Source organism: gamma proteobacterium symbiont of Axiagastus rosmarus (assembly GCF_059730925.1).
Window position 1 is genome coordinate 1,875,958 of record NZ_AP035925.1, and the last position, 25,299, is coordinate 1,901,256.

Annotated in this window: 26 protein-coding genes and 3 pseudogenes; 11 read left to right on the forward strand and 18 right to left on the reverse strand. The window is 53.5% G+C overall.

All coding sequences use genetic code 11. The features are described from left to right. Positions 1-262 precede the first annotated feature (262 nt). From AC6I8F_RS08680 to AC6I8F_RS08715, 8 genes and pseudogenes are all read right to left on the reverse strand, one after another. Positions 263-436, reverse strand: a complete 174-nt coding sequence (locus AC6I8F_RS08680) for a hypothetical protein (protein ID WP_477530102.1) — start codon at positions 434-436, stop codon at positions 263-265. Positions 437-656: 220 nt separating this feature from the next. Beyond that, a pseudogene (locus AC6I8F_RS08685) lies at positions 657-2,635 on the reverse strand (replication endonuclease). 207 nt (positions 2,636-2,842) lie between these two features. Further along, a complete protein-coding gene (locus tag AC6I8F_RS08690) occupies positions 2,843-3,427 on the reverse strand; it encodes a hypothetical protein (protein WP_222986602.1) in 585 nt (194 codons plus the stop codon). Further along, a complete protein-coding gene (locus AC6I8F_RS08695) occupies positions 3,424-3,651 on the reverse strand; it encodes a TraR/DksA family transcriptional regulator (protein WP_477530103.1) in 228 nt (75 codons plus the stop codon). Before AC6I8F_RS08695 ends, AC6I8F_RS08690 begins: the two co-directional genes overlap by 4 nt. Then, positions 3,651-3,880 (reverse strand): annotated as a pseudogene (locus AC6I8F_RS08700) (DUF2732 family protein). The gene AC6I8F_RS08695 and the pseudogene AC6I8F_RS08700 overlap by 1 nt, the downstream one beginning before the upstream one ends. Positions 3,881-3,946: 66 nt before the next feature. Then, positions 3,947-4,288: pseudogene (locus tag AC6I8F_RS08705) on the reverse strand (DUF5347 family protein). A 160-nt stretch (positions 4,289-4,448) separates the two neighbouring features. Then, a complete protein-coding gene (locus AC6I8F_RS08710; protein ID WP_222986606.1) occupies positions 4,449-4,958 on the reverse strand; it encodes a phage regulatory CII family protein in 510 nt (169 codons plus the stop codon). A 31-nt stretch (positions 4,959-4,989) separates the two neighbouring features. Next, positions 4,990-5,391, reverse strand: coding sequence for a hypothetical protein (locus AC6I8F_RS08715; protein WP_477530106.1), 402 nt, complete (start codon positions 5,389-5,391; stop codon positions 4,990-4,992). Positions 5,392-5,506: 115 nt separating this feature from the next. On the opposite strand from AC6I8F_RS08715, the gene AC6I8F_RS08720 reads away from it, so the two are divergent. From AC6I8F_RS08720 to AC6I8F_RS08740, 5 genes are all read left to right on the forward strand, one after another. Beyond that, complete coding sequence (locus AC6I8F_RS08720; RefSeq protein WP_477530107.1) at positions 5,507-6,349, forward strand: phage repressor protein CI; 843 nt, start codon at positions 5,507-5,509, stop codon at positions 6,347-6,349. 97 nt (positions 6,350-6,446) lie between these two features. Then, positions 6,447-7,496: a DUF4238 domain-containing protein gene (locus AC6I8F_RS08725; RefSeq protein ID WP_477530108.1), complete on the forward strand. Its 1,050-nt coding sequence runs from the start codon at positions 6,447-6,449 to the stop codon at positions 7,494-7,496. A 450-nt stretch (positions 7,497-7,946) separates the two neighbouring features. Next, a complete protein-coding gene (gene cspE, locus AC6I8F_RS08730; protein ID WP_021510003.1) occupies positions 7,947-8,159 on the forward strand; it encodes a transcription antiterminator/RNA stability regulator CspE in 213 nt (70 codons plus the stop codon). Between the two features lie 20 nt (positions 8,160-8,179). Next, entirely contained in the window at positions 8,180-8,329 is a 150-nt protein-coding gene (ymcF, locus tag AC6I8F_RS08735; protein WP_230857119.1) for a cold shock small protein YmcF, read from the forward strand. Between the two features lie 253 nt (positions 8,330-8,582). Next, positions 8,583-8,705, forward strand: a complete 123-nt coding sequence (locus tag AC6I8F_RS08740; RefSeq protein WP_421039177.1) for a hypothetical protein — start codon at positions 8,583-8,585, stop codon at positions 8,703-8,705. 109 nt (positions 8,706-8,814) lie between these two features. On the opposite strand, the gene AC6I8F_RS08745 is transcribed toward AC6I8F_RS08740, so the two are convergent. The 4 genes from AC6I8F_RS08745 to AC6I8F_RS08760 form a co-directional block, all read right to left on the reverse strand. Further along, entirely contained in the window at positions 8,815-9,375 is a 561-nt protein-coding gene (locus AC6I8F_RS08745; RefSeq protein ID WP_421039178.1) for a diguanylate cyclase, read from the reverse strand. A 177-nt stretch (positions 9,376-9,552) separates the two neighbouring features. Then, entirely contained in the window at positions 9,553-9,723 is a 171-nt protein-coding gene (locus AC6I8F_RS08750; protein ID WP_058774586.1) for a hypothetical protein, read from the reverse strand. A 69-nt stretch (positions 9,724-9,792) separates the two neighbouring features. Next, complete coding sequence (locus AC6I8F_RS08755; protein ID WP_058757753.1) at positions 9,793-10,185, reverse strand: YgiW/YdeI family stress tolerance OB fold protein; 393 nt, start codon at positions 10,183-10,185, stop codon at positions 9,793-9,795. Between the two features lie 75 nt (positions 10,186-10,260). After that, positions 10,261-10,491 (reverse strand): hypothetical protein, encoded by a 231-nt coding sequence (locus AC6I8F_RS08760; RefSeq protein WP_021510007.1) that lies wholly within the window; start codon positions 10,489-10,491, stop codon positions 10,261-10,263. A gap of 386 nt (positions 10,492-10,877) precedes the next feature. On the opposite strand from AC6I8F_RS08760, the gene AC6I8F_RS08765 reads away from it, so the two are divergent. Further along, positions 10,878-11,048 carry a hypothetical protein gene (locus tag AC6I8F_RS08765; protein WP_164861043.1) on the forward strand — a complete coding sequence of 57 codons (171 nt, stop codon included), beginning with the start codon at positions 10,878-10,880 and terminating at the stop codon, positions 11,046-11,048. 43 nt (positions 11,049-11,091) lie between these two features. On the opposite strand, the gene AC6I8F_RS08770 is transcribed toward AC6I8F_RS08765, so the two are convergent. Further along, a complete protein-coding gene (locus AC6I8F_RS08770) occupies positions 11,092-11,853 on the reverse strand; it encodes a hypothetical protein (RefSeq protein ID WP_193751821.1) in 762 nt (253 codons plus the stop codon). A 232-nt stretch (positions 11,854-12,085) separates the two neighbouring features. Further along, on the reverse strand, positions 12,086-12,817 hold the full coding sequence (locus AC6I8F_RS08775) for a class I SAM-dependent methyltransferase (protein ID WP_498028738.1): 732 nt from the start codon (positions 12,815-12,817) through the stop codon (positions 12,086-12,088). Between the two features lie 251 nt (positions 12,818-13,068). On the opposite strand from AC6I8F_RS08775, the gene AC6I8F_RS08780 reads away from it, so the two are divergent. After that, on the forward strand, positions 13,069-13,716 hold the full coding sequence (locus AC6I8F_RS08780; protein WP_498007219.1) for a metallophosphoesterase: 648 nt from the start codon (positions 13,069-13,071) through the stop codon (positions 13,714-13,716). A 6-nt stretch (positions 13,717-13,722) separates the two neighbouring features. Here AC6I8F_RS08780 and rsmF read toward each other — a convergent pair whose 3' ends face one another. The 3 genes from rsmF to yebS all read right to left on the reverse strand — a co-directional run bounded on the left by rsmF (position 13,723) and on the right by yebS (position 19,107). Next, positions 13,723-15,147: a 16S rRNA (cytosine(1407)-C(5))-methyltransferase RsmF gene (rsmF, locus tag AC6I8F_RS08785; RefSeq protein WP_498028793.1), complete on the reverse strand. Its 1,425-nt coding sequence runs from the start codon at positions 15,145-15,147 to the stop codon at positions 13,723-13,725. A gap of 113 nt (positions 15,148-15,260) precedes the next feature. Further along, the gene (locus tag AC6I8F_RS08790) at positions 15,261-17,894 is read right to left on the reverse strand and encodes a PqiB family protein (RefSeq protein WP_058771299.1); all 2,634 of its coding nucleotides are present in this window, start codon (positions 17,892-17,894) and stop codon (positions 15,261-15,263) included. Further along, complete coding sequence (yebS, locus tag AC6I8F_RS08795) at positions 17,863-19,107, reverse strand: membrane integrity lipid transport subunit YebS (RefSeq protein WP_058771236.1); 1,245 nt, start codon at positions 19,105-19,107, stop codon at positions 17,863-17,865. Before yebS ends, AC6I8F_RS08790 begins: the two co-directional genes overlap by 32 nt. A gap of 218 nt (positions 19,108-19,325) precedes the next feature. Between yebS and AC6I8F_RS08800 the strand changes: the two genes are divergently transcribed. The 4 genes from AC6I8F_RS08800 to htpX all read left to right on the forward strand — a co-directional run bounded on the left by AC6I8F_RS08800 (position 19,326) and on the right by htpX (position 23,755). Continuing rightward, positions 19,326-19,826: a GAF domain-containing protein gene (locus AC6I8F_RS08800; RefSeq protein ID WP_058757745.1), complete on the forward strand. Its 501-nt coding sequence runs from the start codon at positions 19,326-19,328 to the stop codon at positions 19,824-19,826. Between the two features lie 96 nt (positions 19,827-19,922). Then, positions 19,923-20,603, forward strand: coding sequence for an RNA chaperone ProQ (gene proQ / locus AC6I8F_RS08805; RefSeq protein ID WP_010616374.1), 681 nt, complete (start codon positions 19,923-19,925; stop codon positions 20,601-20,603). 20 nt (positions 20,604-20,623) lie between these two features. Next, positions 20,624-22,663, forward strand: a complete 2,040-nt coding sequence (gene prc, locus AC6I8F_RS08810) for a carboxy terminal-processing peptidase (RefSeq protein WP_021510017.1) — start codon at positions 20,624-20,626, stop codon at positions 22,661-22,663. Positions 22,664-22,873: 210 nt separating this feature from the next. Next, entirely contained in the window at positions 22,874-23,755 is an 882-nt protein-coding gene (gene htpX, locus AC6I8F_RS08815; RefSeq protein ID WP_021510018.1) for a protease HtpX, read from the forward strand. 42 nt (positions 23,756-23,797) lie between these two features. Here the strand turns inward: htpX and AC6I8F_RS08820 are convergent, their stop codons facing one another. Continuing rightward, complete coding sequence (locus tag AC6I8F_RS08820) at positions 23,798-25,180, reverse strand: MFS transporter (RefSeq protein WP_058774591.1); 1,383 nt, start codon at positions 25,178-25,180, stop codon at positions 23,798-23,800. Positions 25,181-25,299: the final 119 nt, after the last annotated feature.

Below are 25,299 nucleotides of genomic sequence, written 5' to 3' on the forward strand. Positions count from 1 at the left end.
TAATTTTTAAGAAAAAATCAATTGATTTTTTGATTTACATGTGTTGCGCACAATGCTATCCCCGCCACGCCTGCCCGCTTTATGCATCGCTTTTCATGCAGATGCATGCGCTTTGTCAAGCCGCGCCAGCTATGGGCGCTGTAGCGTTCAGCGATCCTATCTGGATCATGCAAAACCATGCACAAGAATGCGCTTTGCTGCAGCATGAAAAAAGCCACCGAAATGGTGGCTCAGGGCAGGGGAGTTGCTAAAAAAGAAGTCATTAAGCCTGGCGGAAAATAGCATCCTGATAAATCGCCGTATCAATCGTTCCGGCCATCTCACTGATCATCGATAGTGCCAATTTTAGTTCATTTTCTTTGCAGTGTGCGACAAGCGAAACATCGGCGATAAACTGAATGCGTGCAACGGTCTCGCTAAGATTATCTAGATACATCAGCTAATTAACTCCTCAATCAATCTTTATACTGTATGGATGAACAGTGTTGTGCGGTTTAGGAACCGTAAAGATTCGCATGGCTTTTTGAAAATTAAATGCTGTTTTATTGAGCGCTGAGTTTGCCCATAAATTTCTCAGCTAATGCCTCAAATCGACTAAGGGCAGTTGATGTTTTACGCCGATTGCGGAACAGATGCCCACTGCTACCACTCCAGAATTACTGCTCACCAACTTTGAGTTTACGGCCACTCATCATCCAAGTGATCTCACCTTCGGATAGGTGCAAACGCGAGACATCGTGGAATATCTCTTTAAGTTGCTCGCGTTTCTCCAATTGCTGCGCACTTGGGGTTGGTGGTGACTGCTTTCGCTGCTTAACCGGTGTGCTTTCGTGCAGTCGCCGCAAAATATGCCGCCTTTCTGCTCGTGTTGGCGGACTTGAGAAATCGAGAGGGGTATCTACTGGCGGCGACGCCGTACAGTTATTGACAGAACTCCAAGAGGGCGCGGACGCGCCCTTAACGTCAACGGCCAAATCAACAGCACGCTTCGGCACCATCTTCCATTGCGTCAATCTGGTTAGGATTGGTGTATCTGCGCCAGCGTCAGTGGCCTACACACCTTTGATACGAATAGTTTCTTCGCCGTAAGCGTTGAGATCTTCGCTTGGTTGATACTAGGTGCGCACGGCCAGCTCATCACGACGCACAAATGCGCCGCCTGTGCGTTAACGTAGCCAGCCCAATCGCCTGCATCAGCAGCGTCATGCACGGCCGCGAACTCGATACTGAGTCCATGCGCGGTTTCGCTGTCGGCCATGTGGCGTAGTTCGCGATAAACCGTGACCGGAGCACCACCAATGAACTGGAATTGCCGGATGTGCCAACGTGCAGCCCATGCCGAAACGGCTGGCGCGGTTTCTTTCAGCTCTTTGCCGCTTTCGTCGTCCAGCTCGCCGTCGAGCGCATAGCCATCAATGTTTTTTGAAATGTATTTAGCCACATAACCGGTGGCGCTGCCCTTGTCAGGATCAATAGCTTCGGCATGAAAACGCGCTCTGCGCGCCTTCTCGCTGGTTAGTTCTATGCCATCTTCACGCCATGCGTAGCCGCTGATCACCTCGCGCACGCGATCGACATTTTCAGGCAGCATAAACATCAGCATGTGCCAGTGCGGTGTCGCATCGTGATGAGGTTCGGCAACACCAATGCCGAAGATGCGGATTTCTTCGCGGTGCAGCTTGGCGCGAATTTTCTGCCACACATTGCAAAGGTAACGCTGCGTGTCTGCCGGGCTGGCGCCATTCCACTTGCGATGACGATGACCGGTCTTGATAGTGGCGTGGTATCGAGAAGGGGCGGTGATCGTATAAAACTCACCAACAAAGTCCATGTCGTTGCAGATGTTTTCAAAACCGCGAATGCGATTCATCAACTCGCAGCGCTTAATGGCAGGATTCGATACGCTTGCATCAAACTTGTCGATTAGGCTGATTCTTTCGCCGGTTTCCTCATTCTCCAGCTCAAGCCCTTTAAGAAATTCACGCGTGCGGCGCTTTTGCTCGCGCCACTCCGACACTGTCATTCTGCTGGCATAGGGCGTGTGTTTTTTGCTGACATTGGCGAGGGCGATTTGCAGATGTTCACGCCATGATGCCGCGATACGACGCAGACGACCCTTCCACCATTTCTCGGTCTGCATGCGCATAATCTCGGGTGTAACTTTTTCTGGCTCAAAGAATCGGGACGTGACTTTTTCCCACAACGGCGGTGTTTAGTTGAATTCGCGGGTAATGGCGGCGGCCGTCATGTAAATGCGGTGCGCGTATTTGTAATCCGATTCGTTGTCAGATTGAGCATGCGCCTGCACCAGTTCAGCCAAGGTAAAGTTGGCAATGTTACCAGCCAGTAAATCAACATCGGCTCGTGCCATATCGGGCAGACGGTTAAAACGACGCATCAATTCCCATAGCGCACCGCTTGCTCTGGCTGCGCCATTTGCTTTGTCTGAATTATTAGTGAGTAGAGTTTGCGTGCCGGCCTTCATTTCGTTGAGGCGATACTTGGTGTTCACACATTCAACGCGTGGCAATGTGCGCTCAATAAATGTCTTTGTTAAGTACGCGTTGGCACGGGCAATGCCCTGTGATTTTTCCAGTTCGGCGACACGCCGCCTGACATCAAGCTGTATCAGCATTGGCTGCTGAGCGAGTAACTGCTCAGCATGCGCTAAAGCCGCAATCAACTGATGGCGGCCTCGCAGTTCCTGATAGGTAGGATAGGGGCTGGCAATGGCTTTCCGTGGAGCATTCCACGGATAAGCATATGCTTGCGGCTCGACGGAAATGATATTATTTTCTTGGCTAATTTCACAAAGGGAAACATCCAATGGAACCGGAATCATCTACACAACGCCCTTATTACGCCGAGAATATTCACTTTCTGGCTGGCGGGAGAGCGCCTCTACGCGCTGTACGACTTTTATCAGCGCGCGACATGTATGCTGCTTGCGACGCGTTCTTGAGTCAGACACAAAATTACCGACCAGAGCGTTGGCTTGGTTCAAAATCCAGTCGAGACGATCTTGCTCGTCTTTTCGAATGGAATACTGGAGCAGATTGGCTACCTTACGGAGAATGGAAAGGCTCAGTTCAGCGCGCATTGAATAACGTGCTCCAACAGCTAGAGAGCAGCCATAGACACGAATTCGATGAGTGGGATGACTGGGAATCTCTACAGTCAGATATTCACATTTCGCTTCAAGCGACTCGTAGGACTGTTGAGTTTTTCTGCGCGGGAGATCCACGATTTCTGCCAATGCCGACAGACTTGTTCTTGGTTCCTGATCACTTCGGGAAGTTTCTTTGCACTCTGATTGCTGGAACTGTAAGTCCTGCATGGATTTCAACGGTTGATAGCGAAATGACACCGGGATGCCGTAATGGACTGCATCCGATTTACGCTGAACGTGAGATTTAGAATTACTCATGCCGCACCGCCTGTGCGAGCAATGCCGAATCTTTCTTCAATCTCTTGGCAGCATACGCAGCGGGTCACGCCATGAATGGCGCGGCGACGCTGTTCTGGAATAGGGGCGTTGCAGTCTTCACAGAATGACGCAGATACACCTAGAGGGCGATTAGTAATTAACGCGATGTTGCGTTCGAGCATTTCCTCGGTGCGCTGCTGCACAATATCCATTGAATCAGCCATTAGTTCGCCTCCGCGATTTGCGTTAGGATTTTTTCGATTTCCTGATGCAACAGTTCAGCGGCTTCAATCGAGGATAATTCGTCGTGGTGGATTTTCGCGGCAGCATGTTCAGGCGATTGACCATCAAGTCAGCGCGATCGCGACGTTCTTCTTTGCGCGCGTCATTGAGCATCATGTCGAGGTCGATATATGAAGCCGTATGTTTAGATTGGGATGAATTATTCAGCATGTGATTTCCTGTTTTTGGGTAAAGTGAACCCCGGCGGGTTTACGCCAATTAATTGCATTGAGTTATTTAGTTAGAAAGCGTCATTCGCTTAGGGAATAAACTCACAACGGCTTTTAATTGGTTCATTGCACAAATGACTGCAGATTTTCCATCGGTGCTTAATTCGCTAAAATCAGCGCTGTGTCAGTCTTTACCAATATTCGCCAGAAAAAAGATTGCGCTTAGTGCGCGCTTATTGTCCTGGTAGTTGTTGTCTCTCACATCACGCATTGAGTCGAAAAATCGCGATAAATCTTTTTCACCGTCGCCGCCCTTAAATTGCGATCGCAATAACGCAACGTGATTGAGTGCCGCGACGCGCTGACCGGCACTCAATTCGACAAGCATTGAATCGCCTTCGATAGCCATAATTTGCCTCTCATGGGTATTGCCTGAGAACGTGGTGGGCATTAAACCTGTTTAACCGGATGCCAGCGCTTATCTTTGTCACCTAAAATCCATCCATACCCGTAGGACATTGACGGGCTTGGCTTTTGAGCTGTGCAGCAAATGAAATCATGGCTGCACCTCACACCACGCCTAACCAAGCGCCAAGGCCGCTGATTGCATCCACTGTTGAAGACAGAGCAGGGTTAGCTTGTAAGCGCGCTTGAACAGCGATTGCGGCCAGCGTTAAGCAGCGAATACCGCTATTAACGTTTTGTAATAGACCGAGTTTACAGCTCGCGCTTAGTTGCTCAGTTGAGATCGTGCCAGCAGCGAGTTGACCAACCTCAGCGGTTGCTCTCATCACATATAGCGTCAGCTTGTCGTTGGCGACTTCGTTGACCGGCACGCAAGGCAAGCACTGGATTTGTGCAAGCAGGCCATCAATGAGCGTCGCATCTTCGGTGACATCGGTGAGCGTCAGAACCTCATGCACCGTCAGCTGATGTGGCTGATCTGGGTTGAGCTTGTTACGTAGAGTTTGGGCGCGCATTCCAGATTGCTTGGCAACGTCTTCCATATTGTGTGATAAAGCGAATTTACGGCAGGCATCGTCATAATGCGCATGGGTAGAAACATTGAAATCAAACATGTGCTAATAGCCCTGAACTTGCAAAATCAAGTTATGGTTTGATGTAGCGACATTTGATTGCCTGCTGGCGATTTTTTTCGCGCCACGCGGCAACATTGATTAGAGGATTGCCATGTCGAGTCATGGTGGTTTCAACCACCTCTCCGGTTTTACGATTGGTACGACTCTGTGTGTAAGTGATGGATGGGGTCGGGGCGAGCAGCACTACGCCATTTGCAATCCATTTCTCCAGCAATGACATGCTGAGGCGGTTAGCGGCGGCAAAGTCTTGCTTGGACATTGTTGGCGCAGTGGCTAGCGTGACAGCCTTTTTAACTGCGTCGTTGATAACTTCGCTTATGGCTGGCATTAAAAGAGCAGCGACATTGGCAATAAAATCTTGTGATTGCATTAAATCAAATGCGTTCTGGTTGTTTGCATTTTCAGTATACATAACGCAGTATCTCCTCGTAGTTAAACGTGTTCTATGGTGTTACATGTGGTGTGTGAACACTTTAGATCGCTATTGTTTAACTGTAAGCATAATTTAGCGTCTATTGGTGAAAGTAATGCGTCTTGAAAATGCGGTGGCGGGAGATGTTCTTGAGCGAATCCTGTCAGCCTATGGCTTCACCATGCAGAAGCAACTTAGCGATAGACTTGAAATAGCTAAGAGCAATGTTGCTAGTTGGTTGGCGCGTGGACAGGAACCGGGCAACGTTATCGTCCAATGTTCTCTTGATACCGGCGCGGACGTTAATTGGTTAGTGACAGGGGAACTTGAAAAAGCAAGTTTCGTAAGTGCGACGGCAAACGTCAGTGGTAAGGCTGTTTATGATGAAGTCATGGCTAATGGTGGTAAGCCAGTGCTGCGGCGAATCCTTGATGCATATGGATTTACGCTACAAAAACAACTATGTGAGCTGCTAGACATTTCATCAGGGACTGTTAGCACTTGGGTAAGACGAAACTATTTCCCGGGTGATGTCGTTGTAGCGTGTGCGCTTGATACAGGTGTTGACCTGCATTGGTTGGCAACAGGGAAGGGGAGGCAGAACAAAGAAGATTCTGTACAAACAGATAGCTATTCTATTCCCCGAAACAATCTTCTGGCTGGCAGCTTGCATGAAGCTGGTCTATGGGAAATTAACCTCAGTTTTATCTCTCAAAATCTTGTTGAACCGGTGTTCGTATCGAGCAATAGCTCTGCGTGGATTATTGATATGAATATTGGCGAGATTAGCAATGGGCGTTGGTTAATGGGAATTGACGGAAAATACGATGTTTATGACATCGCTCTTTTACCGGGGCGTAAAATTAGCGTTACTAATAAGGAAACAAATTTCATTTGTGGCGCTGAGGAAGTAAGGACTGCCGGTAAGGTAATTTTGACTATGGATTATAATTTTTAATAATAATTTGTAAGGGGTTAGCTGCAATTAATGGGTTTTTTTTGAATTTTTACTTATAAATCTGCAATCATCTTATCTTAATTAATCAGGTGGATCTATGGCGGGTAAACGACATCATTATATTCCAAGGTTTCTACAACGTGGTTTTCTAACAGGCTTGCCAAAAAAAGAATTTACACATGTATATTTAAAAGGAGGGGAGCAGAGGACTATAAAAATTGATAAGGTTGGAGTTGAAGGATACTTTTACTCAGTAGATAGAGAGGCCGAATTAGATGATATTTTTACTGATCTGGAAGGTATTTATGCCTCTGCGATAAGTATTTTGAGGACTAATCCTCAAGGTGACATTAATAAATCAATTTTAGCAGAAATTATTTCTCACTTAGAAGTGCGAACTAATAACTTAAGGAAGAGTTTTCATTCTTCAAGTGAGGGGTTTTTAAACAAAATGATAGACTCTTTCACATCAGTAGATGTTATTAAGCCATTGATTAAGAATGAGATTAGTAAAAACATTAACAGTGGCGGCATTTTAGGAAACTTATTCGATAACATGAAGGTTCCTATTCAGTACCGGGAGATGCTTTCCGAACAAATCCTGCCGTTGGTTAATGCTAATTTAGATCAGAACTTGAATGTTTACATGGAGAGGATAAAGGAATCATTTAACTTGGAAATTAGTAAAAGGTTGAAAAATGTCATAAAGCAAGGACACATTAACGGAATGCTTAAACATGTTGCAGAAAACTCGAAGGTGGATATATATAAGGGGCTAAATTATAAAGTCATCAAGACAGACTTTGACGTAATATTGGGTGATTCAATCATTGTATTCGAGTTTGAAGATTGTGAAGAATTTAAACCCTTCTATGATGTAAAAAATACTCTTAAAGCAATATACTTTCCAATTGAAACTAATATCTTCATCTACGCCTCTAAAGATGATTCTGAAGCGAAGTTAAAGATTCTTAATGAGATGATTGCTAAATGCTCAAAAGATTTTTTTATCGCTAGTAAAAGCAGTGAGCACCTAACCGAACTGCAACGTTCAATAGGTAATAATTGTGACCTTCTAACAGATTCCGAGATACAGCAGATTCTTGATGATGTGATTCAAGAGCAAGTTGCTAAATTTTCGGTGTAGCCATTTTATCGCCCTTTATCCGCGTAAGTAATTGATTGTAATGGGTAAAATAGTATTGGGTCTTTTTTTGTCTCTTTTTCGGCCTACCCTTTACCTGGCGAAATGGCAGTCGTGGCCGCAGCAAAATAATTATTTTAAATGCCTGAGGCTTTCAGAGATTAAAATAGTGACTGATTCTATCCACTTAAAAATTTTAACGCGGAGCGTTCACCGTTTCGTTACGCCTTTAATTGGCCATTAAAATTTATTACCCCTTGTGTTTACCCGCCAGACGTGCGTTAATGCATCTCCGGTCTGATAAGCAGACAGTCCCATAGTTAGTTCGTTTTGTATCTCTCATCTGTGTTAGTGCCTAACCTGCGCCTTTCTCTTTGAGTTTTATCTCAGGTTCTGATGTGTCTCTGCGGTTCAGCCTCTAATGCCATATGGCTCATTATCAAGGTAAAAAACATGTCAAATAAAATGCTCGGTACAGTAAAATGGTTCAACGCTGAGAAAGGTTTCGGCTTCATTTCTCCGGAAGACGGCAGCAAAGACGTTTTCGTCCATTTCTCTGCCATTCAGGGAACTGACTTCCGCTCACTCGATGACGGTCAGAAAGTTGAATTCTCTGTAGAAAACGGCCCTAAAGGTCCGTCAGCTGTTAACGTTACAGGTCTCTGATTATTACAGTAATTAATGCTATGAGATGCCCACAATGTCAGGGCTCTCAATATCGCCAGTCCATTTTTGACAGGAACAGGCAAAATCCACTCGGCGCAAAATGTATTTTTTGTAAGTCGATTATGATTGCCATCGCCTCGTCGTTGTATGTGATGAAAGAAGCGAATTAATTCAGTTGTGTTATTCATGTGGCGAAATAAATTAATAACCACACATGATGACTAACGCAGCGAGTACCCTATTATTGGTCACCTTCGGGTGGCCTTTTTTATGGTTACTAGCTGAAGCCTGGCGATAAGCAAAGCGTAAATCGCTGACTAATTTACTTCTTACGCTTAATTCACAGATGCGTGATAAACCCGCCGGGCTGAAGGATAACGCAACTAAAATAGTTATTACCCAATGTGGGGTATGGAGGTGCTTATGTCAGAACGACCCGATGATGTCACTCCGCTGCCTGATGATGCGCAGGTGCCCGGCGAAGAGCCGCTGGATGACGATGATGATACCGGATTGCCTGAAGACGATGGGCAAAAACCGATCTAATCGATAAACCTCCCGCGGGAGGTTTTTTTATCATGCCGGTATTGGCTGTGGTGAATTAATATTCCCCGCAGTCATTCGCTTTTTCGTTCAGTACGGTGGGTAATGCTGTTCACGTTGAGGCGTTTTTCTTCGCGCGCCGGGTACGCAGATATTCTTCCAGATAAGGCAGCAGTTCAAACACCACGATTGCGCACAGTACGCCAATAATATAACCCTGCGGCAACGGATCGGCACGCAGATTAAGAGTAAGCCGGGGCGCTTCATTGCCGGCCCCAAACAGCGCGAGAAATTGCGGCCAGTGACGGGAGATCACCAGTAGCAGCGCCATCAGCGGCACCATTTCGAGAAAACTGTGGATGTGTTGTTCGACCGGCGTCACTTTTCTGCTTTTCACCGCATAGCTGACGTCCCATAACGCAGTGGCTTCATGACAAAAAAACAGCACGATCATTAGCGCAATAATCAGCGCATTCACCTCAAGAAATAATGCCAGCAGCAGCGGAGTGCCCATCTCCAGAAACATTAAAATATGTATCCACGTCTCTTTAACGCCGGAGGTGTGCTCTATTTCGGTTGCGCGATGACAAAGCCAGTCGGCAAAACCAGCAATAAGCCAAACCGGTAGGACAAAATAGAGTAACAGCAACATTTGTGGATCAAGACTGTGCATCAGCATATCCTTTAGTTCAGCGTAATAACCAAGCATAGCCATGAAAATTTAATCAGGGTAATGGTGGTGGGCGTTAATTAAGCCAGACGTAAAAATGCCGCCGGTAATAATACCCGGCGGCAATAAGGACAATAAATTTTCAGGGCAGGGCGCGGTAAGTACTGATGCCGCTAACGGTCAGGCCTGCGGCTGACCTACCGGCCCTTTACTCATTGGACCGCCGGGCACCGGTTGTTCTGCAGGGACATTAGGGCGTCCGTCCGGGCCAATTGGCCGTTCAGGTTGCTGACAGCCAGCCAGCGCGGTCAGGGTGGAGAGGATTAACAGACTGGCAAACAGGCTCTTCATGCGATGATTTCCTGCGAATGGAAAGATAACGTCCGCCGCACACGCGACGGCGGACCGGACAATAATGCATTAAGGTTCTTCGATACGTGCAACATCCACACGGGTATTTTCGCCCCGGCCATATACTTTGCCGCTCACCCGGACCTGATCCTCGGCGTTATAGGTTTTGCCTTTGAAGGTATCGGCTGCAGCCTTAATGGTCACGGTGCCGGTGCTGTCGCGGAATTGATAATTATCACCGCTTAACTTTTTAACGATATAGCCTTCCAGCGTGACATAGCCGCCCTGACGAAAATCCCGAATTTGTTCGATATGCGTCTGGCCGGTGTCTTCAGAACCTTTATAACCGGCGTCCTGTTGTTTCTGCGGCGGCGGGGTTTTACCGCCCTCAAAGCCGCCCTGTTCAGCGATAGCGCCCAGACTAAACACCATCAGCAGTGACGCCAGTACCGTTTTTTTCATCATAATCATTCCCTCTTGATTGCAACATTCCACAATGACTTAAGCCTGGCACAGGATCGCGCATCCCGGGAGCCGTTACGCTGAATCGTTATTGAGCACGCTGGCCGGAATGTCGATGCGATCGCCCAGCGACCAGCGTTTCTGCCCCAGCACGCGCTGCGGCGTGGTGTCCGGTACGTTGAAATAGTAACCGGCGGCGCCGTTATCGTCGGGCTGCGCTTCGAACAGCGTGTCCGGACGGATGCCCATCTCATTGAGGTCGTCGTCGCTTAACGCAAGGTAGGTGGCTAATGCAGACTGGCTCATGGCTTTCCTCCTGTCTTATGGGTACGTATTCAGTTAAGCATCGATTGGTATTTATGCCATCGGCTGCGCTTATTGCAGGCGGTGATGATTTGACGAACGCCAGATGCTGTTCTTGACTGAGTCGTACAGGCATTAAATTGAGGTTGCTACCATGACTGAGCTATTCCATATTATTTCCGTCGGTACCCTTGTTGCCGGACTTTATTTGCTCAATTAGCGCAATTATTAAGCGCGATAACATTGCGTGAGATAATACACAAGTGACGTTGTCACATGTGATGCATTGTTATGCTGAGCGCAACACAGCGGATATTTGCAGCAGCCAGCCACAGCGAAAAATGGTATAACAGGGCGCATTGATTGATGGCCGCTTAACAGGATTTCGCATGGCAGCAAATACACAATATCTTCTCTGGGTGATGATTGGCACGCTCACCATTCTGAGCATTTTTATCGGCGCGATTGTCGGTCAGGCCAAAACGCCGCGCACCGGTTTGCTGACCTTTGCCGGTTTGTTTGTCGGTTTTATGCTGGCGATCTTTTTAATCACGCGTTAACCGGGGATTCGTCATAGCCAACCTATGATTCTCAGCTGCGCCGTTACCAACCGCTGCCGTTGCGAATATGGCCCCAGCGCGGGGTGATATTCTGCTCCAGCTGATATATCAGCGCCAGAATCAGGTTGAGGTTATAGCGGGTCACCTCATTATGTTGCGTGATACAGGGTGATGACGATTCTATCAGATTGAAATTACTGTATTTTTCCAGCAGCCCGAGGTGCGGTAACACTTCCTGCTCGCGCTGATGATCGGCCAGAGCAGTAAACAAATAAATATTTTTCTGCGTCTGGCGATCGCGACGCAGGGCATTGGGCAGGTATTTATTTAGCAACGCGACCGCAGCCGGGCTTATCTCTCCCATCATCGCTTTACCCACACTGGGCCAAATCTGGCTTGCATAGTCACCGAGAAAAAACTGCGGTACTGCAGTAATAATATTTCTAATGTTGTGGCGGATACCGAAGTAGAGCGCGGCACTGCCGCCTTTCGACGCACCGAGAATGGTCACGTCAGAAGGTTGGGTTAGCTCAATCACCGCCCGGATGAGCTGGCTGACGCCGTGCTCGATGTTGAACTGAAGATTGTTACACAGGTAATACGCTGGCAAACCGTTGAAATCGTCTTTGATCCACAACACCGCTGCGCGGGTGTGCTCCAGCAAAGTAAAATCATACACGGTAGGATCGGGCAGGTTAAACCCGGACATGACAATCAACAGATGCTGATTATCCAGACTGGCCGGTTTATAGCGATAGTGCACATCAAGGCCATTCAGATAGTTAAAGGTGTAGTCAGTGATCATGCGGGCTCCTGTGGGATTCAGCAGACAGAAGCGACACAAACGCAACGGGCATTAACAGCGTGCCAGATCAATAGTTGAGAATGATAGTTAATATCATTTAACTTGTTCGGAATAATCTTAAGCGTTACAGTTGGTGCCGTCCCTTACAGAGCTAACACCTTGATTGAGTGCCGGAGATAAGCGCCGGGGGGAATTTTCACAGGGCTGCAGGATGCAGCCACTGCTGAAAACCTTACAGCGGCCTGCGCGCCGCCAGCAAAAACAGCATCGGACGCTCGCGCTCCTCGTCCAGCGCCGGATTCTCCGCTACCTGCTGTACATCCGGACCCCACTCATCCAGCCGTTCAATCACCAGACCGGCGGCAATCAGCGCATTGATCCACGTTGCCAGCTTGCGGTGCTGCTTCTTCACGCCAGCGGCAAACCAGTTGCTGACCCGTTCACCTTCCTGCTGATACTGATTGACTGGCCAGCTGCGCTGCCCGGCATCATCAATGAACCACTCCTGCTGACGCGGAGCGGTATAAATCGGATGCTCGCATGAAAACACCAGCGCGCCGCCGGGACGTAACGCATGAAAAATTGTGGCAAACAGGGCGTCGATATGGCTGAGATAGTGCAGCGCCAGCGAACTGTACACCACATCAAAGGTGCTGCTGAGCTGCAGGGTTTCGAGGTCAGCGCGCTGGTAAGTGATGCCAGGCCGATCGGTCATGGCAGCGGCCTGCGCCAGCATTTTTTCTGACACATCCAGCCCCACAACTTCACGCGCGCCTTGCTGTTGCGCGTAACGACAAAACCAGCCGTAGCCGCAGCCCAAATCCAGCAAGCGCTGGTCACGCAGTTCAGGCAGCATTGCCCGCAGCGCGGGCCACTCGGGCGCGCCGTCCAGTCCGTTGACCGACCGCGGCAGGGTGGCATAGCCAGCAAAAAATTCGGGGTTATCGTAGATATTCTGACTCATGGAGACTCCTTTCAGTAAGACGCAAAGGAGTGTAAGCGTTTAGCGCGGCATGAAACACCGCTCAGCCAACAAAAAGCAGATGCACCAGGCGCGCGAGCGACTCCAGCAGCAGCAGGCTGCCAATAAAAATCATCACGAGGATGCCAACAAACTGTTTCCGACTGCTCACGCTGATGCCTCCGCGGCTACCCCTCACCGGACTATACTTTATGCCGGGTTTACTAAACTTCCAGTCAACCGGGGCAGATTACATGTTTTATCAGACGCTGCGTGCAAATAACTGGCGCAATATTTGGGTGGTCGGTGATTTGCACGGCTGCCGCGCGCAGCTTGATGCGCAGCTGATGCGGCAGGGCTTTGATCGGCAACAGGATCTGCTGCTATCGGTCGGGGATTTAATCGACCGCGGGCCGGACAGCCTTGGCTGTCTGCAACTGCTGGAAGAGCCGTGGTTCCGCTGCGTGCGCGGTAATCACGAGCAGATGGCGCTCGATGCGCTGCAGGGCGACGATCCGATGCTGTGGATGATGAACGGCGGGGACTGGTTCTGGCAGCTGAGCGGTGCGCGGCTGATTGCCGCGCGTCATGCGCTGAAGCGCTGTGCCGAACTGCCGCTGATTTTACATCTGCAATTCGAGGAGCGCGTCATCGTCATTGCTCATGCTGACTATCCTGCCAGTGCCTATGCACTGGGACAGGATGTCGACTGGCATCAGGTCGTCTGGAGCCGCGACCGGCTCGCTCGCCATCAGCGCGGCCGTTCGCAGCCGATCGCCGGTGCCAGTGCGTTCTACTTTGGCCATACGCCGCTGGAGCAGCCGCTTAACGCCGCGAATCAGCATTATATTGATACCGGCGCGGTATTTGGCAACCGGCTGACGCTGGTGCAGTTGCAGTAATGCGTGTTAGCGGAACAGCCGCCCGTCGCGCACCAGTTCACGCGGATAGCTGTTTTTGATGCGGCTTCCAACGCGTTTCGCCAGGCCCAGCGGCTGCTGCTGGTAGGTGACAATCACTTCATCGCGCGCGGGCGGCGTGTCGGGATGAACATCCTGACCGCGATACCAGCTTTCCGCCTGCGCTTCGTCCAGTTCGAACGCCAGCGCGCTGTCCGGTTGCGCCAGCGCCACCACCGCTTCATGCTGCCAGCGAAAGCCTTTCGGGAAGGTTTCCGCCAGTTTGAGACCGATACGCGAGAAACGCACTTTGCTGAGCCAGCTCTCCAGCGCCGCCGGGAACAGCCACAGCTCTTTGTCGCGCTGCCACAGCGTCAGGCTCTCATCCCAGTGCAGTCCCACCTTGTGCGCGGCCTGCGCCACCTCCGCCACCAGCTTGCGACTGGCGGGCGAGAAGGGCAGCTTGCCGAGTTTGTAGGTCGGCGCCGGCAATGGCGGCACGCTGGCAGTTTTGCGCAGCCGCGCGACGAAAAAGCCTTCGCTGTCGAAGATATGCGGAAACACGTGCAGGAACCCTTCCGGCGTCAGCGCGCGTTCGGCACCAGCGAACAGATCGTTGAGCGGCACAATTTCCAGCGCCTGCGGATAGCGCTGCTGCAGCCAGGCAATCACCTGCTGGTTTTCGATAGTATTAAGCGTACAGGTCGAGTAAATCAGCGTGCCACCCGGTTGCAGCGCGTGAAAAGCGCTGTCGAGTAAATCGCGCTGGGTGGCGGCGATGGCCTCGGTGCTGGCCAGCGTCCAGTTGCGCAGCGCGTCAGCATCTTTGCGCACCACACCCTCGCCGGAGCAGGGCGCATCCAGCAGAATGGCGTCGAACTGTTCCGGCAGCGCGGCACCAAAGACGCGCCCGTCGAAATGGGTCAGCGCCACATTGCTGACGCCGCAGCGGCTGATATTGGCATGCAGCACTTTCACCCGGCTGGCGGAGTATTCATTGGCGAGGATCGCGCCCTGATTGCGCATCAGCGCGGCCATCTGCGTGGTTTTAGAGCCCGGCGCAGCGGCCACATCCATCACCTGGCGGACATCCGGCGCGGCGTCAAACAGCGCGCTGACCGGCAGCATTGAGCTGGCTTCCTGAATATAGAACAGACCGCTGAGGTGTTCCGCGACGCTGCCGAGCGGCAGCGATTCGTCATCACGCGCAATCCAGAAGCCTTCCCGACACCACGGAATCGGCGTCAGCTGCCAGCCATAGCCCGCCACGCGCGTGAGAAAATCCTCCACGCTGATTTTCAGCGTATTGACGCGCAGACTGCGGCGCAGCGGCTGCTGACTGATGGCGAGAAAGCGTTCGAGTTCGGCCTCGTCGGCCAGGCTGGCGCGCATCAGCGCGAGAAAATCTTCAGGAAAACGATCGGACACGGATATCTACCGGACTAACAAAGTGAGGGCGAAGTGTAACGCCGAGCCCGGCTCAGGTACAGCCGTGCGCAATATCCCCGGCGCAAATAAGTCGGGCAGCCCGCAGGCTGCCCGTTGTCCTAGTTTGGCGACGGAATCGCCGTGCCCCAGTTGCGCCACTCTTTTGGCGCTTCATCCTGCAGCAGGAAGTGCTTGTCGGCACCGGCCTGCGGCGCCAGCGGCACCGTTGGTGGTGTGGCAAACTGGATGCCGCCGCGAATGAACTGCTGGAAGGTGCCGGTTTTCACCACGCCGCCAATCAGACCAAAGTCGAGGTTATAACCGGAGGCCAGCCAGAACACCGAGTTGTTACGCACCAGATGCTGATACTTCTTGCTGATGCGCAGCGCGATTTGCACGCGGTCGGCCATGTTACCCAGCGAAGTGCCGGTTACCGTGCCGACTTCTACACCGCGGAACAGCACCGGCGTGCCAATCGACAGCGAACCGGCTTCGGTGGTATCCACATAGATGTTCAGCCCGTTAAGGTAACGCGAATCGGTAATGGTGCTCTCCTGCAGCTCAAAGCTGCGCGCCAGCGCGCCTTTGCCCGGGTCCACGTTCACATACGGCTGCAGCAGCGTTTCCAGGTGATTAACGCCGGCGGGCGAAATCTCCGGCGAGACAACAGAGAAGCGGCTGCCGATGCGCGCGAAGTCCTGCACATACTCCGGATAGAGCACCGCTTTCGCCACCACCTGGTTGTTATCCTGGCTCAGCGCCAGCGACTCCACCTGACCGACGTTGATGCCGAGGTAGCGGATTGGCATGCCGGCCGACAGTTTGCTGGCATCAAAGGTGTGCAGGGTAATCTGGCTGCCGACCGCACGTGCGGCGGTTTCTGACGGATAGAGCACGCGCTTAACGCCTTTCGCTGCCTGCGCGCCCGTCAGGTTATCAAAGCTGATTGCGCCTTTTAGCGCGCGGTTCAGCGGCGAAGCCTGCACGGTCAGACCGCTGCCGTTGAGCTGGACTTTGGCACCGCCTTCGGCCCAGAACACGCTTTCGCTGGTCAGCAGCTTGCGATATTGCGGCTGGATATGGACCGAAATCTCAAACGCATCGGCGCGCGGCACCACATCCACCACTTCACCGACCTGGAACTTGCGGTACAGCACCACCGAGCCGGCCTGTACATCCGGCAGGCTGTTGGCGGTCAGTTTGAGCGTGGTCGGCGGCTGATCGCCGGTAATGCCTTCCGCCGCGCGCTCTGAGTCGGCGTACAGCGGATAGCGGCTGGACGGCTGACCTTTCGCACCCGGCACCAGCCGGATACCGCCGTCGACCCATTCGCGCGCGCTGGCACCCAGCACCTGCATGCCGTCGAGGCCAAATTTAACGTCGAGACGGCTGTTAACGATGAACTTACTGTCGGCGTGTACCAGCTGGCGGTGCTCCGGATTGATGGCCGCTACAAAGCTGATGCCGTTTTCATCCAGCCGGCGCGAAATCACCTGGCCGATCTTCACGCCATACAGCATCACCGGCTGTCCGGCGTCGATACCGTAGGTTTCCGGCGCGCTGAGCTGAACGGTGAGCACATCCGGCTTCTGCAACAGCGTTTCGCTGGCCGGCAGCACGCTGAAGTGATCCTGCGGCTCACCTTCGCCCGGGACCAGTTCCAGCGTATTGCCGGTCAGCAGGCTGCTCAGGCTGGTGTCGGTCAGGCTGAGTTTCGGCGCGCGCATCTCAATCCGCGTGCCGCTGCGCATCAGGCCGGTGACGGAGGGATCGATCGTCAGCTCGCCGGACACTTTGCCGCCCGGCAGCAGCGTCAGTTTGGTCAGGGTGCCCACTTCCAGCCCCTGATACATCAGCGGCGTGCTGTCGGCTTTCAGGTTGTCGCCGTTGGGCAGATCGAGCGAAATCAGCACGCCGCGCTGGCTGTGTGCCAGATCCGAATAGAGCTGATAGTTTTGATCGCTGTTGGCCTGTTCGCCGCTGTCCGGCGAGTCAAAGGCAATCGCGCCATTCACCAGCGCGGCCAGGCTCTCCAGCTTCACTTTGGCGCCGCTCAGGCTGACATCGGCGTCAACACCCGAGACATTCCAGAAGCGGCTCTGTTTTTTCACCAGGTTGGTAAAGCGCCGCTCAATCAGCACATCGATGGTCACGCCATCGGTATTACCGTTGATGCTGTAGTCATAGACGCGGCCGACCGGAATTTTACGGTAATAGACCAGCGAACCGGTGTTGAGCGAGCCGAGATCGGGCGCGTGCAGGTGAATCAGCAGTTCGCCGGTGTTTACCCGGTATTTTGGCTGGGTGTCCAGCGCGGTGAAGTGATCGCGCTCTTTGCCGTCGCCGGGCATCATGCCGATGTAGTTACCGCCCACCAGCGCATCCAGCCCGGAGACGCCCGCCAGCGAGGCTTTTGGCGTCACCAGCCAGAACTGGGTGTTCTCCCGTAGCGCATCGCGCATGTCGCTCTTGATGCTGGCTTTGATCTGAATGCTGCGATAGTCATCGCTCAGCACAATGCCCTGCACGGTGCCCACTTCCACGCCCTGATAGCGAATCGGCGTGCGGCCCGGCACGATGCCGTCCGCGGTCTGGAAGTTGATGGTGATGGTGGTGCCGCGCTCCTGATAATTGGTCCATAACAGCCAGCCGGCAATCAGCAGGGCGATAATGGGCAAAAGCCAGAACGGCGAAATCTTGCGTTTATTACGCAGATTAGCGCTAGTCGGTGTAGTCGGCGTTTCCTGTTGCATGTGCATCCCAGATCAGGCGGCTATCGAGCCACTCAACGGCCATAATGGTCAGGATGACTGCCGCGCCAAAGTAGAAGGCGGCAGGTCCCATGGTAAAAGCCAGCAGCTGGTCACGATTGACCAGCGACATGGTTAAAGCAATGACGAACAGATCCAGCATCGACCAGCGGCCCACCCAGGTGACGGCACGCAGCAGACGGATGCGGGTTTTCAAACCCTGTTCACACTTAAAATGGATGCTAAGCAACAGCGTCAGCATCACTAACACCTTGGTAAACGGCACCAGAATACTGGCGATAAACACCACTGCCGCCACCGGCACGTTACCGGAGGCGAGGCCAAGAATCCCGGAGAAAATGGTGTCTTCGCGCCGCGCACCGTTGACGTACACCACCGAAATCGGCAGCAGGTTAGCCGGGATCAGCAGCACAATCGAGGCGATCAGCGCCGCCCAGGATTTTTGCAGGCTGTGGCGGCGGCGAAAATCGAGCGGCGTATGGCAGCGCGTGCAGCGTCCGCGTTCATCGGGCATACCGGTATGGTGGCAGTTCAGGCAAACCTGCCACCGCTCGGGCGGTTCGTGCGGCACCGACTGCGGGTAATAATGTTCCCACAGCTCCTCCACGTTGAGATGAATCAGCGTCAGGAGGCTCATGATGGTCAGCGCGATATAGGCGACCAGCCCGTAGCCGACCTCCAGCGCGGCATAATCCTGCACCTTAATCGATGCCACCGCCACGCCGACCAGATAGATATCCAGCATGACCCACTCTTTGAGCTTCTCCAGCATCAGCAGGACCGGGCGCAGGTTCATGCCGAGCGCGTGGCCAATCCACAAATAGCAGATGCCGGCCACCAGCGTCACTGGCGCGCCAATCGTGCAAAACGCCACCATGGCGGCTGTCAGCACGTTGCCCTGTTGCGCCATCTGCAGCACGCCCTCCAGCAGGCTGGCGTTGATGCGCATGCCAAGCAGGCGGATATCCACCAGCGGCAGGCTGAAGGCGAACGGCATTAGTACGATCATCGTGACGGCCATGGCGGTGAGCCGCGTCATTGACCAGTCGCGACCGTTCTGAATACGGGCATGACAGCGCGGGCAATAAGCCGACTGATGCGATTTCACATCCGGTAAGGAAAAAAGGGTATCGCATTGCGGGCAACGCTGATAACGTGCGTGGGGCAACGTCTGGCTGATGGCGTGAATTTTCATAAATGACGCAAGGGGCCCATTGTTCGTTACAGTTACCGGCATGCGGAGCAGAGCACGTCTGTCTGCATCAATCTATGGTACGAGAATAGTCTCAAGCATAGCGTGCTAAGGGTATAGTAACTAACACAATGATTCACCTTGTGGGGTTGGATTATTAGTGCTTATTTTAACAACTGAGTGACAACAAGGTCACGCCAGTGATGAGTTATGGTTAAACAATGAACAAAAAAGCCTTTTACGAGGATTTAAATCGCGATGTCCGCGCACTGTTAGCGGGCGAAACTTCTTTCCTGGCGGCGCTGGGCAACTGCAGTGCGCTGCTGTTTGAACGCCTGGAAGGGGTTAACTGGGCAGGCTTCTATCTGCTGACCGAGCCGGAGACGCTGGTGCTGGGTCCGTTCCAGGGCAAAATCGCCTGCGTACGCATTCCGGTGGGTAAAGGCGTATGTGGCACCGCGGTTGCGGAGGATAGCGTGCAGCGGATTGAGGACGTGCACGCTTTCCCGGGGCACATTGCCTGCGACGCCGCCAGCAACGCGGAAATCGTGATTCCTCTGAAAGTGAATGGCACGATGGTCGGTGTTCTCGACATCGACAGTACGGTTTATTCTCGCTTCGATAGCGAGGATGAAGCGGGGCTGGTAGCCCTTACCGACGGGCTTTGTGCAGTGCTGGCGAACAGCGACATTGAAAAATTTCTTCAGCTGACGCGCAGCTAATCGACTGGATCACATAGCATTTGGCGATGTTGTCATTATAATGTCGCCTGTTCATGCCTGCTCTGGTCGGCAAACCCGTTGTAATCAGGAAATTTCATGGAAAATCAACCTAAGTTGAACAGCAGTAAAGAAGTCATCGCCTTTCTGGCGCAGCGTTTTCCGCACTGCTTTAGCGCCGAAGGTGAAGCGCGTCCGCTCAAAATCGGTATCTTTCAGGATCTGGTGGAGCGCGTTCAGGGCGAAAACAGCCTGAGCAAGACGCAACTGCGTTCGGCCTTACGCCTTTATACCTCAAGCTGGCGTTATCTTTACGGCATTAAAGCCGGTGCCACCCGTGTCGATCTCGACGGCAACGCCTGTGGCGTGCTGGATGAGCAGCACGTAGAACATGCGCGCAAGCAGCTGGAAGAAGCCAAAGCGCGCGTGCAGGCGCAGCGCGAGCAGCAAAAAGCGAAAAAACGTGAAGCCGGTGAAGAGACCGCTGAGCGTCGTCCGCGCAAGCCTGCTGCCCGTAAAGCGGCGGAGGGTGACGCACCGCGTAAGCCACGTCCACAGGCACCGCGTGCTGCGGCCGGTGAGCGTCAGGCTGCTCCGCGTCCACCGCGGGCAAAACCCGTCACTGACACTTCAACGTTGCAAGCGGGTCAAAACATCAAAGTCAAAGCAGGCAAAAGTGCAATGGACGCTACCATCCTGGAAATTACCAAAGATGGCGTCCGGGTCCAGCTCGCTTCCGGCCTGGCAATGATTGTGCGCGCAGAACACTTGCAGTTCTGAAACGGAGGCCCGACCCTGGCATGAACAGCATTTTTAAGATCGGTATGATCGCGGGCCTGCTGCTGGCAGGCCCCACCTTTGGCGCGGACAACATTACCCGCGCCGACCAGATTCCCCAGTTACACGAAGAAGCACAGCATCCTACCGTCAGTGAACGCGTCACTTCGCGTTTCACCCGCTCTCACTATCGTCAGTTCGATCTGAATCAGGATTTTTCGGCGAAAATTTTTGACCGCTACCTGAATCTGCTCGATTACAGCCATAACGTGCTGCTGGCGTCGGACGTGGCACAATTCGCCGACAAGAAAACCACGCTCGGTGATGAGTTGCGCAGCGGCAAGCTGGATGTGTTTTACGATCTTTATAATCTGGCGCAGAAGCGCCGCTTCGAGCGCTATCAGTATGCGCTCAGCGTGCTGAACCGCCCGATGAACTTCACCGGCAATGACACCATCGATATCGATCGTGCCAAAGCACCGTGGCCGAAAAGCACAGATGAGCTAAACGCGCTGTGGGATGCCAAGGTGAAGTATGACGAGCTGAGCCTGAAGCTGGCCGGGAAAGATGACAAAGAGATTCGCGAGACGCTGACCAAGCGCTACAACTTTGCCATCCGTCGTCTGGCACAAAGCAACAGCGAAGATGTGTTCCAGCTGGCTATGACCGCGTTCGCGCATGAAATCGACCCGCATACTAACTATCTGTCACCGCGCAACACCGAGCAGTTCAATACCGAAATGAGCCTGTCGCTGGAAGGTATCGGTGCCGTGCTGCAGATGGATGATGACTACACGGTGATCAACTCGATGGTCGCCGGTGGTCCGGCGGCCAAGAGCAAATCCATCAGCGTGGGCGACCGCATTGTGGGCGTCGGCCAGCCGGGCAAGCCAATGGAAGATGTGATTGGCTGGCGTCTGGATGACGTGGTGTCCAAAATTAAAGGGCCGAAGGGCAGCAAAGTGCGCCTCGAGATCCTGCCAGCCGGCAAGGGCACCAAAACCCGTACCGTGACGCTGACGCGTGAGAAAATCCGTCTGGAAGATCGCGCGGTGAAGGGCACCGTGCACAACGTCGGCAAAGAGAAAGTCGGCGTGCTGGATATCCCGGGCTTCTACGTTGGCCTGACCGATGATGTGAAAGTGCAGCTGCAGAAACTGCAGAAGCAGAACGTCGACAGCATCGTCATCGATCTGCGTACCAACGGCGGCGGCGCGCTGACCGAAGCGGTATCGCTCTCCGGCCTGTTTATTCCGAGTGGCCCGGTGGTGCAGGTGCGTGACAATAATGGTCGCGTGCGTGAGGACAGCGACAACGACGGCATCGTTTACTACAAAGGTCCGCTGGTGGTGCTGGTCGATCGCTTCAGCGCCTCGGCGTCGGAAATCTTCGCCGCGGCGATGCAGGATTACGGCCGCGCGCTGATTGTCGGCGAACCGACCTTTGGTAAGGGCACGGTGCAGCAGTATCGCTCACTCAACCGCATCTACGATCAGATGCTGCGTCCGGAATGGCCGGCGCTGGGCTCAGTCCAGTACACCATTCAGAAGTTCTACCGCATCAACGGCGGCAGTACTCAGCGGAAAGGCGTCACGCCAGACCTGCTGATGCCGACCGGTGTGGAAGCAGCAGAGACCGGCGAGAAGTTTGAGGATAACGCGCTGCCGTGGGACAGCATCAACGCGGCGACCTACACCAAAACCGGCGATATCACGCCGCTGGTGCCGCAGCTGACCAAAGAGCACGCCGATCGCATCGCCAAAGATCGCGAGTTCCAGTACATCATGAAAGACATCGCGCGTTTCAACGCGATGAAGGACAAGCGTAACATCGTGTCGCTCAATCTGGCTCAGCGCGAGAAAGAGAACCACGAAGAAGATGCGCTGCGTCTGGAACGTATCAATGCGCGCTACCAGGCGGAAGGCAAAGCGCCGCTGAAGAGCCTGGACGATCTGCCGAAAGACTACAAAGAGCCGGATCCGTATCTGGATGAAACGGTGAAAATCGCTAACGATTTGGCCCAGCTGGAAAAAGATCAGCCAGCGCCGGCCGCAGCGAAGTAACCCTTCGGCCTGAAATCACAGCACCGCTGCGGCGGTGCTTTTTTTTGCCTGCAACTCGCCGCCCGGCAGGCTGCACCTGCTACCATTACCAAATGTAAAGTTATGTCTTTTTAGGCACTTAAAGATTAAGGTCGCTTGAAAAGCGCCACAATGGACATAGGATGTATATCCGCGCATGAGCGCGAGCACAACTGAGGAAGATTAACGTTTATGATGCGTATTGCGCTTTTCCTGGTCACCAACCTGGCGGTGATGTTGGTATTCGGACTGATTCTGAGTCTGACAGGAATCCAGTCAAGCAGTGTTCAGGGTCTGATGATTATGGCAGGTCTGTTTGGCTTTGGCGGTGCGTTTGTTTCACTGCTGATGTCCAAATGGATGGCGTTACGCTCGGTCGGCGGTGAAGTGATTGAACAACCCCGTAACGAGACGGAACGCTGGCTGATGGAAACCGTCGGCCGCCAGGCTCAGCAGGTCGGCATTGCGATGCCGCAGGTGGCGATTTACCACGCGCCCGATATCAACGCCTTTGCCACCGGCGCACGCCGTGACGCCTCGCTGGTAGCGGTCTCCACCGGTTTGCTGCAGAACATGAGCCGCGATGAAGCGGAGGCGGTGCTGGCGCACGAGATCGCCCACATCGCGAACGGTGACATGGTCACCATGACGCTGATTCAGGGTATCGTGAACACCTTCGTGATCTTCATTTCGCGTATCATTGCGCAGGTGGCGTCTGGCTTCCTGTCCGGCAACCGCGACGGCGAAGAGAGCAGCAACGGCAATCCGCTGGTCTATTTTGCCGTGGCGACAGTGCTGGAACTGGTGTTTGGTATTCTCGCCAGCATCATTACCATGTGGTTCTCGCGCCATCGCGAATTCCACGCCGACGCCGGCTCTGCGAAGCTGGTGGGTCGTGAAAAGATGATTGCCGCGCTGCAGCGCCTGAAAACCAGCTACGAACCGCAGGAACCCAGCAGCATGATGGCGTTCTGTATTAACGGTAAAGGTAAGTCGCTGAGCGAGCTGTTTATGTCGCACCCGCCGCTCGACAAGCGTATCGAAGCGCTGCGCAGCGGTGCCTACCTTAAGTAAGCCACATAGAAAATGAACAGGGCGCCTGCGGGCGCCCTTTTTTTATGACTCTGCCGGCTGACGGCTTTGCGTCATGCGCAGCATACTGACGATCGCCGCCACGCTGGCAAAGGTTCCGGCCAGCAGCAGCGAGGCATGCGTGCCGCTGTCGTTGAACAGGTTAAACATCAGCGCCACCAGCGCGGCACCGGTGCTTTGGCCGACCAGTCGTGCGGTGCCGAGCATGCCGCTGGCACCGCCGCTACGCTGGCGCGGAGCCGACGAGATGATGGTGTGATTGTTGGGTGACTGGAACAGCCCGAAGCCGGCACCGCACAGCATCATGCGCCAGATAATATCGGCATCCGTGGGCTGTGCAGGCAGCAGCGCCAGCAGGAACAGCCCGGCGGCAAACAGCGCCAGCCCCAGCCCACCCAGCAGCCCGGCATGAAACTTCTCGATCAGACGGCCGGCAATCGGTGCCATCACCATGGTAGCCAGCGGCCACGGCGTCAGCAGCAGGCCGGTCGCGACTTCATCCCGGCCCAGTACGTTTTGCAGGAAAAACGGCAGCGACACCATCGCCAGCATTTGTGCACAGAACGAACAGATCGAGGTGCCGATCGACAACGAAAACACCGGAATGCGCAGCAAATCTACTGGCAGCAGCGGCACCGGCATCGCCAGCTGACGCCGCACAAACACCACGCCGATCAGCAGCAGCGCCAGCAGCATACCCGCAATCAGCCAGCCATTTTCTCCCTGCGCGAAGCCGGTCAGCGCTGAAATCAGCAGGCCGAAAAACAGCGCATTCATGATGGCGCTCGGCACATCAAATTTCTGCTGCTTCGCTTTCTGCGTGTTATCCGGCAGGAAGCGCAGCGCCAGCCACAGCGCCACCACACCGAGTGGCACGTTGATCAGGAACAGCCATTTCCAGCTGGCGATGGAGAGAATCGCGGCCGCCACCGTGGGACCGGCGGCGCTGGAGACGGCCACGATCAGCGAGTTGATGGCCATGCCGCGTCCCAGGAAGCGCTGCGGGTAAATGATACGGATTAGCGCCGTGTTGACGCTCATCAGCGCCGCACCGCCGAAGCCCTGCAGCACGCGCGCCACGGTGAGCATATTCAGCGAAGAGGAAAGGGCGCAGAACAGCGAGGTGAATACAAACAGCACCAGCCCGACCTGATAGACGCGCCGGTAGCCGAACATATCGCCAAGAAACGACAGCGACAGCAGCGAAATCACGATAGCGATTTGATAGGCGTTGACGATCCAGATCGATTCCGCCGGGCTGGCGTTCAGCTCACGCGCAATGGTCGGCAGCGCCACGTTGGCAATCGCGCCGTCCAGCACCGCCATCATGATGCCAAGCGCAATGGTAATTATTGCGCCGTAGCGCTGTGGAACGGGTAATCCATCCTGAGACACGGTAGGAGACATAAACAGGGAGAAGTGAAGTAAGTGAATATCATCATGCTAATCAATTTTCTGCCTGAAATCACCGCATTAATGGACAAAAATTACAAGTGGATGTGTCGTTGCCGCCGTCCGGCTGTAAC